This window comes from Clostridiales bacterium (assembly GCA_014799665.1).
GTDB lineage: Bacteria > Bacillota > Clostridia > Christensenellales > Pumilibacteraceae > Anaerocaecibacter.
This window is the reverse complement of sequence record JAAVHP010000012.1, coordinates 264,961-278,388: the sequence shown is the minus strand read 5'-3', so window position 1 is coordinate 278,388 and position 13,428 is coordinate 264,961. Positions and strand designations below refer to the sequence as shown.

At 51.8% G+C, this 13,428-nt stretch carries 10 protein-coding genes; all 10 read right to left on the bottom strand.

Going from position 1 to position 13,428, the window contains the following annotated elements:
• Positions 1 to 87: 87 nt before the first annotated feature.
• A complete protein-coding gene (locus tag HDT28_05985; GenBank protein MBD5132119.1) occupies positions 88 to 858 on the bottom strand; it encodes a hypothetical protein in 771 nt (256 codons plus the stop codon).
• Complete coding sequence (gene rsmH / locus HDT28_05980) at positions 855 to 1,754, bottom strand: 16S rRNA (cytosine(1402)-N(4))-methyltransferase RsmH (GenBank protein ID MBD5132118.1); 900 nt, start codon at positions 1,752 to 1,754, stop codon at positions 855 to 857. Before rsmH ends, HDT28_05985 begins: the two co-directional genes overlap by 4 nt.
• Positions 1,751 to 2,155 carry a hypothetical protein gene (locus HDT28_05975; protein MBD5132117.1) on the bottom strand — a complete coding sequence of 135 codons (405 nt, stop codon included), beginning with the start codon at positions 2,153 to 2,155 and terminating at the stop codon, positions 1,751 to 1,753. The genes rsmH and HDT28_05975 overlap by 4 nt, the downstream gene beginning before the upstream one ends.
• Positions 2,156 to 2,295: 140 nt before the next feature.
• On the bottom strand, positions 2,296 to 2,982 hold the full coding sequence (locus HDT28_05970; GenBank protein MBD5132116.1) for a hypothetical protein: 687 nt from the start codon (positions 2,980 to 2,982) through the stop codon (positions 2,296 to 2,298).
• Positions 2,983 to 3,036: 54 nt separating this feature from the next.
• A complete protein-coding gene (locus tag HDT28_05965; protein ID MBD5132115.1) occupies positions 3,037 to 3,618 on the bottom strand; it encodes a hypothetical protein in 582 nt (193 codons plus the stop codon).
• A gap of 110 nt (positions 3,619 to 3,728) precedes the next feature.
• Positions 3,729 to 4,961 carry a hypothetical protein gene (locus tag HDT28_05960; protein MBD5132114.1) on the bottom strand — a complete coding sequence of 411 codons (1,233 nt, stop codon included), beginning with the start codon at positions 4,959 to 4,961 and terminating at the stop codon, positions 3,729 to 3,731.
• A 209-nt stretch (positions 4,962 to 5,170) separates the two neighbouring features.
• A complete protein-coding gene (locus HDT28_05955) occupies positions 5,171 to 5,773 on the bottom strand; it encodes a YihA family ribosome biogenesis GTP-binding protein (GenBank protein ID MBD5132113.1) in 603 nt (200 codons plus the stop codon).
• Between the two features lie 26 nt (positions 5,774 to 5,799).
• Positions 5,800 to 8,160, bottom strand: coding sequence for an endopeptidase La (gene lon, locus HDT28_05950; GenBank protein ID MBD5132112.1), 2,361 nt, complete (start codon positions 8,158 to 8,160; stop codon positions 5,800 to 5,802).
• 67 nt (positions 8,161 to 8,227) lie between these two features.
• Positions 8,228 to 8,731: an NUDIX domain-containing protein gene (locus HDT28_05945; GenBank protein ID MBD5132111.1), complete on the bottom strand. Its 504-nt coding sequence runs from the start codon at positions 8,729 to 8,731 to the stop codon at positions 8,228 to 8,230.
• A 16-nt stretch (positions 8,732 to 8,747) separates the two neighbouring features.
• Positions 8,748 to 13,310: a DUF4011 domain-containing protein gene (locus HDT28_05940; GenBank protein MBD5132110.1), complete on the bottom strand. Its 4,563-nt coding sequence runs from the start codon at positions 13,308 to 13,310 to the stop codon at positions 8,748 to 8,750.
• Positions 13,311 to 13,428: the final 118 nt, after the last annotated feature.

Genomic DNA, 13,428 nt, shown 5'->3' with positions numbered 1-13,428 from the left:
TCTACCTCTCGGTATGTATATGAAAATAATCGGGAATTAAGAATTAGGAATTAAAAAAGCCCGTCCGTTATGGACGAGCCGTATTTGCTAACCTATTATCTGACTTAACCAGTCGCAGAATTCGTCAAACCCGTTGGTGTGCGGTTCGGCTTCGGGATACTCAACGTTTTCGGTGGGAGAAACGTTGAACGCGGGCACGCTCGCCTGAATCATGCCGCTCTCGACTGCCTTACCGCGAATGGCGTCGTCGTCGCGAAGCGAAGCGAGAGTCGATTGCTGTTCGGATATGACCGCTTGGTTTTGCGAAATGCTTTCGCTTATAACGCTGAGCTCGCTGCTCGCCGCCGAAATGGATACGCCCGTCGCGATGACCGCTATCGCAAGCACGATCGCGACCGCCACGTACACGCAAAGCATGATCTTGGTCTTGCCGCTTATCCCGCCGCGAGCGTGCTGCGCGGGACGAGAAGAACTTTCCGCCTTGCTCTCTCTTTCGACAGACTGCTCCTGCTTGGTCTCGCCGTGCGAAAGCGTTTTTACGGACGGCAAAATATCCTCGCGCTCGCGGCGAACGTGTTCGCGTTCGGGGCGCGGCGGAAGGTTTTGCGCGGGCGCGGTGGGCGCGGCGGTATACGTGTTATCGGTAACCGATTGCGTAGCCGACGCGGTGATATTGAACTCGTTATCGTTCAAAACCCTACTTCCGTTCTGGGCGTTAGCGGAAGGCATTTCGGTATAGATTTTGTCATATTCGTAAGCGAGCGGAGAACGAACGATTTCCGTCCCGTACCCGCCTTGGCGATCGGTTTCTTTTTCGATGCGTCGTTTGGTGCTGACCATGATGTTTACCTTCCTCAAAGTTTTTCCGTGATGCGCAGCGTTGCACAGGTGCTGCGCGTATTTTCCTGTTGTTCGCGTTCGCTCGGTTTGAGTTTAGCGACCGTCTTGCCTATCGCGCGGTGGTTGCACACGCAGACCGGCAGTTGTTTGGGACAGATACAGTCGGTTTGGAATTCCTTGAACACCGCCTTGACTATCCTATCCTCTAACGAATGAAAGCTCAGTACGGCAAGCCGTCCGCCGCTCTCTATCATATCGAAAATGCCGCAAATCGCGTCGTACAGTCCTTTCAGCTCGCCGTTGACTTCTATTCGTATCGCCTGGAAAGTCTTTTTGGCGGGGTGCCCGCTCTTACGGTACGGCACGGACTGCCGTATCAGCTCGGCGAGTTCCACGGTGCGTTTTATATCGCCCTGAGCCCTGCGCTTGACTATCGCGCTTGCTATGCGCCGAGCAAAGTTTTCTTCGCCGTAGCGCCGCAGGATATCGATAAGCTGTTCTTCCGTATATCCGTTGACTACGTCGTACGCCGAAAACTTTTGCGCCCTATCCATGCGCATATCGAGCGCACCGTCGTGCATATACGAGAAGCCGCGTTCGGGCTCGTCCAACTGGTGCGAGCTCACCCCGCAGTCGATGACCGCGCCCGAGATATGCTCTATCCCGCGCTCACGAAGTAGCGCAGGCGCATTTTCGTATTGACCTTTAATGTACGTAATATCGCCCGTTATATAGGACTGGCAATATTGAAGGGCTTCGTCGTCGCGGTCGATCGCAACAACGCTCCCGCCTGCTTTCAGTATCGCGCTCGTATGACCACCGCCGCCGAGCGTCGCATCCAAAAACAGTTTTCCCTTTTCCACGTTAAGCGCTTCGACGATTTCGCTCGCCATTATGGGAACATGATACATCATTCTTTCCCGCGGCTAGAACTGAACGGCGCAAGTATCTTTTTGCGGTCGATACCAGCCATGTGCGTCTTGAACTCGTCCTCGTCCCATATCTCTACGTGGTTGAGTACGCCGATAGACACGACGTTCTTTGTGAGTCCGCATTGTTCCATAAACGAGGAATTAAGCGATACCCTGCCCTGCTTGTCCTCAACGAGCGGCTGAGTGGATGAGAATATGGCGCGCATAATATCGCCCATATCGTCGTCGAGCATATCGGCAGTAGAAAACCTTTCTATAAGCTTTTCGTAATCCTCGCCCGTGTAAACGTATAAGCACTTGCCGAAGCAACAAAAAATCATAGGGTTGTCGCCGAGCAGCTTGCGAAAAGTAGGCGGTATTCTTAACCGCCCCTTATCGTCCATTTGATGATGAAACTGCCCGTAGAACATTGTAAAAAACCCTTTTTGAGCGCAATTCGCCCTTTTAAGAGTATTTTACCACACGGCTTGACCACTGTCAACCCTTTTTGCCCATTTTTATGTAATTTTTTACGTATTTTTAACTAAATTTGTATCTCGACTGCTTTATTGCCCACCTGATCGCACGAAGTGAGGTAGTATTTGATACCGTTTTTCTCGAAATACCTCTTGGCGTAACAGGTTTTGCCGTGGAGATGACCGTATACCACTGCGTCGACCGAGTATTTTTCGAATAACTCGCTGACTGGGGTACTGTCGAACTTGGTCGTGAACGGCGGATAATGGATCATGAAGATCACCTTGTCGCCGTCCGTTCTTTGCTTTTGCATGGCTTGGAGCGACATTTCCATTCTTAGTAGCTCGCGCGCGTAAAGACGCTTGCCGTCCTCGGACTTATCGTCTGCGCTCCACCCGCGGCTTCCGCAAACTATAACGTTTTGAAAGCGCAAGCAGTCGTTCTGAATGGCGTACACGTTATGCGGAAGCGCTGCGCGGACCTGGGATATTCCCTTCCACCAATAATCATGGTTGCCGCGCGTAAGGATCTTTTTGCCGTTGAACCTGCCTATGTATTCGAGGTCGGGCACGGCATTTTCCAGTGACATAGCCCACGAAAGATCGCCTGCCATGAGCACCAAATCGTCGCTTTCGACGTCCTTTAACGAGCAAGCAATATCGTCCAAATAATTATCCCATACCGCGCCGAATATGTCCATCGGCTTGGGATTATTTATGGATAAATGCAGATCCGATATTGCGTACACCTTCATAAGTTTATTATAACACCATAAAAATCGTTTGTCAAACGGTTTAATTATGTTTTACTAATTATCATCGATCGTCGGGAACACCTCTTGATCTATCCCCGGACATACGCAGCCCGTGCACGGCGGGTACTTGCAATATCCGTAAGTGGGAATTAGAATATCGACGGGCGCGGTCACCTTTATTATTTGCAAAAGACAGCCGTTTACCGTAATTGCGTTAGGACCTACTACCGCGCCGCTGAGCACTCGCATATACGACGTTACGTCTATCGAATACGGCACGATCGAATTGTTATCGGGCAGCCGCAAAAACACGTCGCGCGTTTCGGTAAACTGCGCGTCGACGGTGGTGAGCAAGCCGCCCGACGAGTACGTTACGGCAAAATGCGTTACTATATCGCCGTATACCCGATAGCACCCGTCGTTATGCTGAGTAATTGTGTATCCCACAAGCTCGCTGCTCGTGATCCTCGCCGACTCGAACACGGCGTTTTGCGGCAGCTGCGCCGCGGTCGTGAGCGTGATCGATATATTGTTTTCGGTAAACTTACAACCGTCGAACACCCGCTTGGTTTCTATAACCATTCGACAGCATAACCCGTCCGTGAAATTCCCGTCGCATCCTGCCTTTATCGCCATACCGCTCCTCCGCATAAATAAATTTTACCGTATATATCTATGCAAGCGTCGCCCGAAAAGTGACAAAAAAAGAAGCGCGGCTTCACCGCACTTCTTATAAAGCTAATAATTTATTCTTCTTGTTGCGCTAAATAGTCCTCTATCATCATTAACATCTCGGGCGTTATCTCGACTTTATCTTGCTCGTCCGCGTCGGTCATCGTTATCTCGATGATTTCGGATACGTCCTCGGTTCCGAGCTCGGGTTCGTAGTAGCTAATTGGTTGCGTCCATTTCATTTCCTGTTTGACGTAAGTTATCTTGCCGTCGGATACTGTAACCTCTCGCGTCGCCGAAGTCAAGTTAGACTGTTGCGGAACGTCGAACGCATTAGCGTACCAGACTTCCCAATACTCGTCGTTAGCCTTAAATCCGTTTTCGGTTTTCTCAAAGCAATAGCAAGGATATTCATAATATTCGTCCATCGTTTCCAAAACCGCCTCATCCCAACTACGACTCGATTTAACTATGTGACTATTTTTAATCTCTCCGCTTTCGTCAAGTTCGTAAATAATTTCGTAAACATTAGCGCTCTGCTTTACGTAATATATGTTGTAATAAAATACATCTTTGTTTCCGTCGCCTATATTAACGGTTTGCTTTTGCTCGATTTTTATTATTCCGTCAAAAACATACATAGTTACTTCGGAAACCAAACCATAATAACCACAATCCCAAATCCCGATGATTTTACTGCCCACGTACTGCTCGGCGTTGAAAACCGTATCGTAATAACTGCGCGAGATGAGCTCTCCGTTCTCGGGCGGAAGAACGTAATAATAGAACTTATCGGAAGTATTTTGTATTATAAGACAATCGATAGTTTTATCGTCGTTTTCCTCGGCACGAATTACGGAACGGTTATGCTCGCCGTTATCGATATGAAATTTTACGGTAGCGCGTTTAATCGATTTAATATTTGCTTTTTCGGCTTCCGCAATATTAAGCTCGGCTATTTGCTCTGCCGTAAGTTCATTGCCGACTTCATAGCTTACAAACGCCCCGCCTAGCTCAGCCGCAATAAAAGCCTCCGCCGCAAGAGCTTCGGTATCATAATTCAGCTTGGATACAGCGCCGATAAATTCAGGTTTTTGAGTATTCTCACCGTTATCATCGTCGCCGTTATTTTCTTCGTCGTCACCGTCATTATCTTTATTCTCGTCGTCATCACCGTCATCACCGTTATTATCGGTATTATCGTCATCCGAGTCATCGTCCGTATTATTACCGTCCGTTTGGCTATTACCCGTTCCGTCGCCGTTATCGGGAGTTCCGCTATCATTATTACCGCACGCAATCATCATAAAAGACATAATTGCGATCATTACGGCAATTACAAAAATCGAAAACAATTTTTTTAAAGCTTTGAACATAAGTTTATCCTCGTCAAGAATAATTTTAACAATGTTATTATAACATACCCCCCCCCGAAGTCAATGGGTTTGTACGCTTTTTTTATAATTTTTCGAAATAAAAATCGATAGAGCTTATTCAGTTCTATCGATTTATGTACTTAATCTTCTTCGTCAGATACTGACAATATCTCGCCCAAGCGCTCGACGAGCTTATCCTTGCCCTGCCCGCTGTTGCCGCTCGTGACGATAAGATTGTCGCGAGCAAGCCCGAGCGCGGCGGCGATCGATATTTTGACGTTGCCCGCTTGCGCGCGGCTGAGCTTATCCGCTTTTGTAAGCACTACGGTGAACGGCAAACCCATATCGCGTAGAAAGTTTATGAGCACTTTATCGAGATCCGACGGATCGCGGCGAATATCCATTAAGCACAGCGTTTGCGCTATGTTGTTACCGCTCGAAAAGTAACCCTCGGTACGGGCATTCCATTCATCCGCTTCGTACTTAGCCGCCTTGCTGTAACCGTAACCGGGAAGGTCGACGAGGTAGAACGGGTTGCTGTCCGTCGTCACTTCGAAGATATTGACAAGCCTTGTGCGCCCGGGGGTCGAGCTCGTTTTACACAGCTTAGCCCCCATAAGCATATTCAGTAGCGTCGATTTTCCGCAGTTCGACCTACCCGCCACGCAAATTTGCGGCGAGTATTCAGCCGCCGCCTTGGGGTCGGAACAGCTTTTTATGAACTTTGCGGACTTGATTTTCATGTTATGAAACAGGGATTAAAGGTTGCCTAATTAAGCACTTTTTTAAACACTTCGTCTATCGTCGATACGGGGATGATCTCGATATTGTTTTTGACTTCCTCGGGAACGTCGGCTAAATCCTTTACGTTATCCTTGGGAATGATAAGCCGTTTATAGCCCGCACGGAACGCGGCGAGAGATTTCTCTTTGAGCCCGCCGATCGCCAGCACCTTGCCGCGTAACGTGACCTCGCCCGTCATTGCGACGTCGTGCGCGACCGCCTTTTTGGAGAACGCCGACATAAGCGCGGTAGCGATAGTAATACCCGCGCTCGGGCCGTCCTTGGGCGTTGCGCCCTCGGGGAAATGCAGGTGCACGTCGTTTTCGGTAAACGCGTTCTCTTGCACGCCGTACTCTTTGGCGCGCGAACGCACGAGCGACAGCGCCGCCAAGCACGATTCTTTCATAACGTCGCCGAGACTGCCCGTCAGTTTGAGCTCGCCTTTCCCGCCCGAAATGACCGAAGCTTCGATAGACAGCGTTACGCCGCCCACGCTCGTCCAAGCAAGACCGGTAGCCGCGCCGACCTCGTCGGATTCGTTAAGCCGAGTCTCGTTGTATTTTTCGGGCCCGAGGTACTCGGCGATATCCTTTTTATTGACCTTGACCTTTTCGGGCGCAGTGTCCATTTCGACTACTTTGAGCGCTATCTTGCGCATGATAGTAGCTATCTCGCGCTCCAAGTTTCTTACGCCGCTTTCGCGCGTGTACGCCGAAATGATATGCATTATCACCGCGTCGCTTATATCGATCTTTATATCTTTGAGTCCGTTCGCTTCGAGCTCTTTGGGAACCAAATAACGCTTTGCGATTTGAAGTTTTTCCTCGTAGGTGTAGCCAGACAGCTCTATGACCTCCAAACGGTCGAGGAGCGCGGGCGGAAGCGGATCGAGCGAGTTGGCGGTCGTTACGAACATGACCTTGCTCAGATCGAAAGGCATATCGAGGTAGTTATCTTTAAAGTTATAGTTCTGGCTGGGATCGAGAACTTCTAAGAGCGCTGACGCGGGATCGCCGTGGATATCGGCGGTCATTTTGTCTATCTCGTCGAGAAGGAACACGGGGTTATTCACGCCCGCCCGCTTTATGCCGTCTATGATACGCCCCGGCATAGCCGCAACGTACGTTCTGCGATGTCCGCGTATCTCCGCTTCGTCGTGAACGCCGCCGAGCGACATATTGACAAGCTCTTTATTAGCCGCGCGCGCTATCGAGCGAACTATCGAGGTCTTACCTACCCCGGGCGGGCCGACGAAGCACAGCACGGGCGATTTGAGATTATGCGTAAGCTTGTATACGGCAAGGTATTCGAGTATGCGGTTTTTCACCTTTTCTAAGCCGTAGTGATCCTCAGCGAGCACCTTCCGCGCATGGTCGAGGGTTATATCGTCGGCGGTGGAAGTATTCCACGGCATATCCAAAAGCAATTCTATATACGTGCGCGAAACGTTGGCTTCGGGCGACGACGCGCTCATTTTTTCGAGCCGACTTATTTCCTTTTCGGCTTTCTCGACAGCCGCTTCGGGCATGGACGGTTTGAGCTCACTCAGCTTTTTCCTGAGCTCGTCTATCTCGTCCGCGTCCTCGCCGAGCTCCTCTTTTAGCACGTGGATCTGCTCGCGGATATAATACTCGCGCTGGTTCTTGTCTATGTTCTGCCTGACCTTAGCCGAAATGCGCTTTTCCATAGCGCGGATCTCGGTTTCACGCGTGAGCGCGGTAAGGATCGTTTCGTACTGCTCTGACAGTTTGCGCGTTTGAAGTACAGCCTGCTTCTCGCTGTCGCTCGTAAAGATATACCCCGCGATCATGGACACGAACCGTTCGCCGTCGTCAACCGTGAGCGAACTGAGTACGTCGCCGGGGATCTTGGTATCTATCCGCCTGTATTCGCGGAACTGCTCGTCGAGCCTGCGCTTGACCGCTTCGAAATACACAGGATCGTCCCGCTCGTACTCATATTCTTTGAGCGTTACCTCGAAGTACGGATTGAGCGAAACGTAGCTGTCGATCTCCATACGGCGGTCGGCAATGAACACCACGCGCATGGCGTCGCCGGGAAGTCGTTGAACCTGTTTTATGGACGCCAAAACGCCCACGCGGTAGATGTCCTGCGGCGCGGGATTGACCATTGTCGCGCGCTTTTGCGCGGACAAGAACACGTTTTCGCCGTTCTCCACGGCTTGAAGTATCGCGGCGTACGACTTGTCTCGCACAAAATCAAAATGCACGGCTTGACCGGGAAATACGACCTTGCCGCGGAACGCGATCATTTTGTACGTCTTTGCGCCCGTACCGCTCAACTGCGTTTGTTCGGTGTTGTCATTGTAAAAAATCTTATCGTCCATAAACCTACCACGTTTTTATTATTACCTTTATTCTACCACATTACGGAACAAATTACAACTGTTTTCTTTACAGGTCGTTCGTTACTTTTCGCACTACTCCGTCGGGCATACAGAGCTTGCCGTCCTTTAAAAATTCCCGTAAAAACTCGGGATAGAACCGCACCTTATCAAGCTTATTGAACGGCACCCATTCCAAAAACTCCTTACCGTCGGGACAATAGCTGTCGGAGTGTATCTCCTGCGTGCCGCGCGGCTTCATTAAATAGAACAGCGACAGTTCGTGACGGATAAGCCCCTTATTGACTCCGCTGTCCGTGCAGAAGAAATTCTCGTGCACGACCGCGAGCCTGTCTATCTCGTAATCGACGCCCGTCTCCTCTTTTACCTCACGAACGACGGCATCCGCCGATGTCTCGCCGATGTGCACGCCGCCACCCACCGAGTAATAGTAATCGCTCGCATCGTTGGTGACGAGAAGCAAACACCCGTTCTCGACGATGATCGCGCCCGCGCGGTAGCGGAACCTATTTCCGTCGCGCACGAAACAACAATCGTTTTTGTCAAATTCCATAGTTTTTATACCCGTATTATTTAAGCGACAGCGTTTCGCCGTCGATATTGATCTTATCTGTCAGCGTTCTAAGCGCCGCGTCCAGCCGCTCGGTTATCGCGTCGGTAAGGCGTGACGCACCCAAGCGCTCGGCGAGCAGTCTGTAAAGCCCCAAACGGTTGACGGTCACGTTTTGCTTCAATACTGCGAGTATACCGTTCGCAAGCTCCTCTAAACATATATACTTGATTTCGCGAGTGGTATCGCCGTCGGGCAGGCGCAGCATTGGCGTTTCCCTGCCCTCGATATACAAGTATCCGTTACGGCGCACTATGCCGAGCCTTGCGCACCCCCACATTACGGCGCGGTAGTCGCGTTTGACCGCGTCGGTCATCTTGTCGCGCCCGAACGCGAACAGCGTGCGCTTTAACAACCATTCTTCGGCGAGCGGCGCTTCCTTTTCGAGTATGCCTCTTACCAAAGTGAGATAACTGCCGCGCGCTTTTTTAGCTTCCTCGCGCTCGTCTACCTTGTGATAAGTGGGAAGCTTAAACTTCTTTTGCGGCATTTCCTCGGCGAACGACTTTATTTCGTCGCTGTCCGTCTCGTCCTTATCCTCGCTCTTACCGCGCTTAGCCTGTTCGATCGCCGTGAGAAGTCTATCCTTTTCCACGCGCTTATTGCCAAACCAGTCGGTTGACCAAAGCCGATAGAACTTCCAGCCCATGCGTTCGAGGACCTGAGTGCGCAGCCTGTCGCGGTCGCGCGTGCCGTTGGCGCTGCGATAGCTGTCGCCGTCGCACTCGATCGCGAGAACGTAATCGTCGGACTGCGGCAGCTTGACGGCAATATCGATCTTGAACGCCGAGCACCCTACGCGCGTATCCACGCGATAGCCCTTACTCTCCAAAAACTCGCACACCTCGCGTTCGAACTCGAACTCGTCGAAAAGCTCGGCGGTTGCGTTATCGGCGCCAGACTGCTTAGCGTAAACCTTTGCGCCGCGCTCGGCGTAGTCTATATATTCGCGGAGTAGCCGCGCGCCAGCCGACTGCGTACGTTTAAGGTCGATATCGTTTGCGCTGAGTCCCGTCACGAGTTTAACGTTGAACTTTGCGCGAGTGACGGCAACGTTAAGCCTGCGCTCGCCGCCCTCGCGATTGAGCGGACCGAAGTTATGCAAGAACTTCCCGTCGCTGCCTTTTCCGTACGCCACGCTGAATATGATAGTGTCGCGCTCGTCGCCCTGCACCGTTTCGAGATTCTTGACAAAGAACGGCTCGGCAAGGTCGCTTCTAAAAAACTTTTCTTTGCTCTGGTCGGCGCGCCGACGCTTAGCTATAAGCTTATCTATAAGGTCCTGCTGCGCCACGCTGAAAGCCACTACGCCCACGCTGCGCTCGGGGAACTTCTCGAAGTTGTCGAACACCAGGTCTACGACCGCCTTCGCTTCTTCGAGGTTGGTCTTGGTCTTGCGGTCGAAAATGCCGTTCCCGACGAAGCAGTAATCAACGCCCACGCCCGACTTGTCGCCGTACGCCGACGGGAAGGTCACGAGCTCGCCGTCATAGAAATTGCGGTTGCTGAACGCAATCAGCTCCTCGTACCGACTGCGATAATGCCATTTAAGTCGGCACTGCGGAAGCGCCGTCGAGCAGATGTCGAGAATGCTCTCGAACTCGCCTATGTCTTCTTCCTCGTCGTCCGTTTCCACCACTGAGTTGAAGAAATTAGTGGGCGGCATTTGCTTGCTGTCGCCTACGACTATAAGCTGTTTAGCGCGATACACTGCGCCGATCGCGTCCTGCGGGAAGATCTGCGACGCCTCGTCGAACACTATCGTATCGAACTGAATATCGCTGTCGAGGTAGGTGCTGACGCTGAGCGGTGACATTAAAAAGCAAGGTTTGAGCGTGAGCGCAAGATCGCGTATTTCAGACAGAAGCTGTCTTACACCCTTTTGCTTACGCTTCTTCTCGCCCTCGCGGAGAAGCACCGACACCGCGCTTCCGCGCGCCACCATGTCGAGCGCGGGGCGTTTTTCCGAAAGCACCGCTTTTAGCTTAGCCTTGTTGATCTCGAAATCGAGCTCGTCTTTTTGCACAAACAGCTTGACCGCTTCGTCGTGCGGAAGCCGACCGAGCTCCGACAATAGCGGCGACTGACGAAGCACCGCGTCTATCCACTGACGGTAGAAAAGCTTTTTGTACGCGCCGACGGTGTGGTCGATCCCGTACCCTTCCTCGATAGAATAATCGATAAACGATTTGAGCCCCGCCTTTTCGGCTTCGCTCAACAGCGCGCAGAACGCGCAGTAATTGCCGAGCTTGTCGACGCCGTCGATACAGCCCGAAATTTTAAGCCCGACCAGATTAAGGCTCTCGCGGTTGAAATCGAACTTATCGCGGCCGAAGCAGCTTTCCGCCTCACGCGTGCCGCTCTCGTACTGCGAAGCAAGGCTTTTATACTGCGCCGAAATATCTACGAACACTGTTTTGACCGCGGTATACTCGGCGGGCGTTTTTTTGGTAAGCACGCTCAAATCGACGCCCGTCTTTACGGCATTTTCGAGCGCTTTAAGCTCTGCGACGAGCGCCGCGAAATCGGTATCGGTATCGTTGTAGCCGCCACTTATGTACGGCTTTATCTCGTCCGTCAAGCGGTCGAACTCGGCGCGCTTAGCCTGATAAACGGACAACGCCTCGTACGACGCGACCGCCTTTTTGTAGTTAGGCGTTTTGCCGTCCTTAGCGCAAGCGCGAAGATCGAGCTTGACGAGCCGCTTGTACTCCTTGCCGAACATCCGTTTGAAAAAGCCCGAATAATCGCGAACGAGCGTTCTATGCGCCGCCGCGCCGTCCAGCTTGTAAACCTCGGCGGTGTACGCCGCGTCGATCTTATCCTTGTAATCAACTATAATGCGCGCGAGCTCGAACAGCTGCTCCGCTTTAAGCCGAACATTAGACGCATCCGCCGAGTAAACCTCGGGCGACAAAAATTCGCTCTTGCCCGCGATCTCGAAAAACGCGACCGCCGCCGAAAACAGTTCGGCGTTGTCTATGACTATACTCGTTTGATCGTTAAGCTCCGCGGCGAGCGAGGTAAGCCCCGCGTTGAACTTTTCCGCGGCTTTAAGGCTTTGCGTAAGTTTGAGCTCGTCCTCGAACGACGGCGCGGGCTTTTGGTAGCCGTACCAAACGTTGTCGCGGTAGTCGTCGCCTATGCTCTCTATATACGAAACGTAGCGCGACAGTAAGCTTTCCGCGTCATGCAGGTATTCTTCCGTCTTGCTCGAAATATCGCTTATGGCGTACACGGCGTCGGGCTCTTTGCGGTACGCGGCGTACGTTTCGTACAGCGCGTAAAGGCTCTTGCCGATGATCGGGCGCACGGCATGAAGCTCATCTACGTATCCGTCCAGCTTCATCGCCGTAGCTTGCTTGATCTCCACCTCGCGCGCGGCGCGCTCAGACAGTGCGCTCTTGTTCGCTTTAAGCGTGCGACACAGCTCATCTATTATGATCTTTTTGTTCGCCTTGTGGCTGTGAAGCTCCAAGCAGAAATCGGCTAAGCCAGCCTTTTTCAGCTTGTCGTAAACCACGTTGAGCGCGGCAAGCTTTTCGGACACGAACAGAACCTTTTTCCCGTTGGACAAAACCTCGGCGATAATGTTGGTTATCGTTTGGCTCTTGCCCGTTCCAGGCGGGCCTTGAAGAACGAAGCTTGCGCCGGACTCGGCGAGCGCGATCGCTTCAAGCTGGCTGGAATCGGCGTCGACTACGTTAAAGTTGACCTCGCCCACTTGCGGCGGCGGAAAGCTCCCGGGCTCGACCTCGCCGAGCGCGATCTGCACCGACGGGTTGGCGACGATAATATCGCCGTTGTCTTTGAGGTCGCGGTACATATTAATCTTTTGGAACGAGAAAATGCCTATCTTGCATTCGCGCGTAACGTACCAACCGAGCTTATCCACGTCGGCTTGAACGGCGGATAGGAACGCGTCTATATCGTCGTCGAACTCGGGCAAGTGAATACCCTGTTCGTTAAGCAGCTTGTAACTGAAAGTGGGGTTTATTATGCACTCGTCAGGGCTCACGATTATGCGGTACGGATCGATAGTCGATTCGTGAACAACGGTGATAGGCATAAGTATAAGCGGCGCGTGAAGAAATGCTTTATCGGTATCGTTCTCCTTCCACTCGATAAAGCCCATGGCGATATACGCTATGTTTACGCCCGTTTCCTCGACAGCCGAACGCGCGCGCTTGCCCACGTTATTGAGCGCGGTAAGCGGCTTGCCAGAAAAGTTGTACAAAAGCACCTGATTGCTTTTTAGCTTGGGCTTATATGCGGCAACATACTCGGCTTGCGATATGCGCTTGACCTCGTCGTCCTCTTGCTCTATCTCCTCGTCGCCTTCCAGCTTGGGATCGTATACTTCGAGCACGCCGTATTTTTCGGCACGCTTTAACAGCTCGACGATATTCGGCACGACAATATCCACCGTAGACGCCTTGGTGTTTTTGAAGTTGACGAGATTATTGCGCTTGCCCGTGTCGAGCAATAACTCCGCCCATTTATCCAGCTTTTCTCTTTCCATAGCCTTACCTCCAAAGGATAAGATTTATCACCTCATCCACCGCAAGCGGTCCCCCTTCCCCCTGAGGGGAAGGCTTGAATACCTCAACAAAAAAACTTTGTACTATTATACCATCTTC

Coding starts and splice junctions, on each gene's coding strand:
- HDT28_05945 (MBD5132111.1), bottom strand. CDS start 8,731: ATGGAATTTGACAAAAACGATTGTTGTTTCGTGCGCGACGGAAATAGG.
- HDT28_05960 (MBD5132114.1), bottom strand. CDS start 4,961: ATGATGATTGCGTGCGGTAATAATGATAGCGGAACTCCCGATAACGGC.
- HDT28_05965 (MBD5132115.1), bottom strand. CDS start 3,618: ATGGCGATAAAGGCAGGATGCGACGGGAATTTCACGGACGGGTTATGC.
- rsmH (MBD5132118.1), bottom strand. CDS start 1,754: ATGATGTATCATGTTCCCATAATGGCGAGCGAAATCGTCGAAGCGCTT.
- HDT28_05955 (MBD5132113.1), bottom strand. CDS start 5,773: ATGAAAATCAAGTCCGCAAAGTTCATAAAAAGCTGTTCCGACCCCAAG.
- HDT28_05970 (MBD5132116.1), bottom strand. CDS start 2,982: ATGAAGGTGTACGCAATATCGGATCTGCATTTATCCATAAATAATCCC.
- lon (MBD5132112.1), bottom strand. CDS start 8,160: ATGGACGATAAGATTTTTTACAATGACAACACCGAACAAACGCAGTTG.
- HDT28_05940 (MBD5132110.1), bottom strand. CDS start 13,310: ATGGAAAGAGAAAAGCTGGATAAATGGGCGGAGTTATTGCTCGACACG.
- HDT28_05975 (MBD5132117.1), bottom strand. CDS start 2,155: ATGGACGATAAGGGGCGGTTAAGAATACCGCCTACTTTTCGCAAGCTG.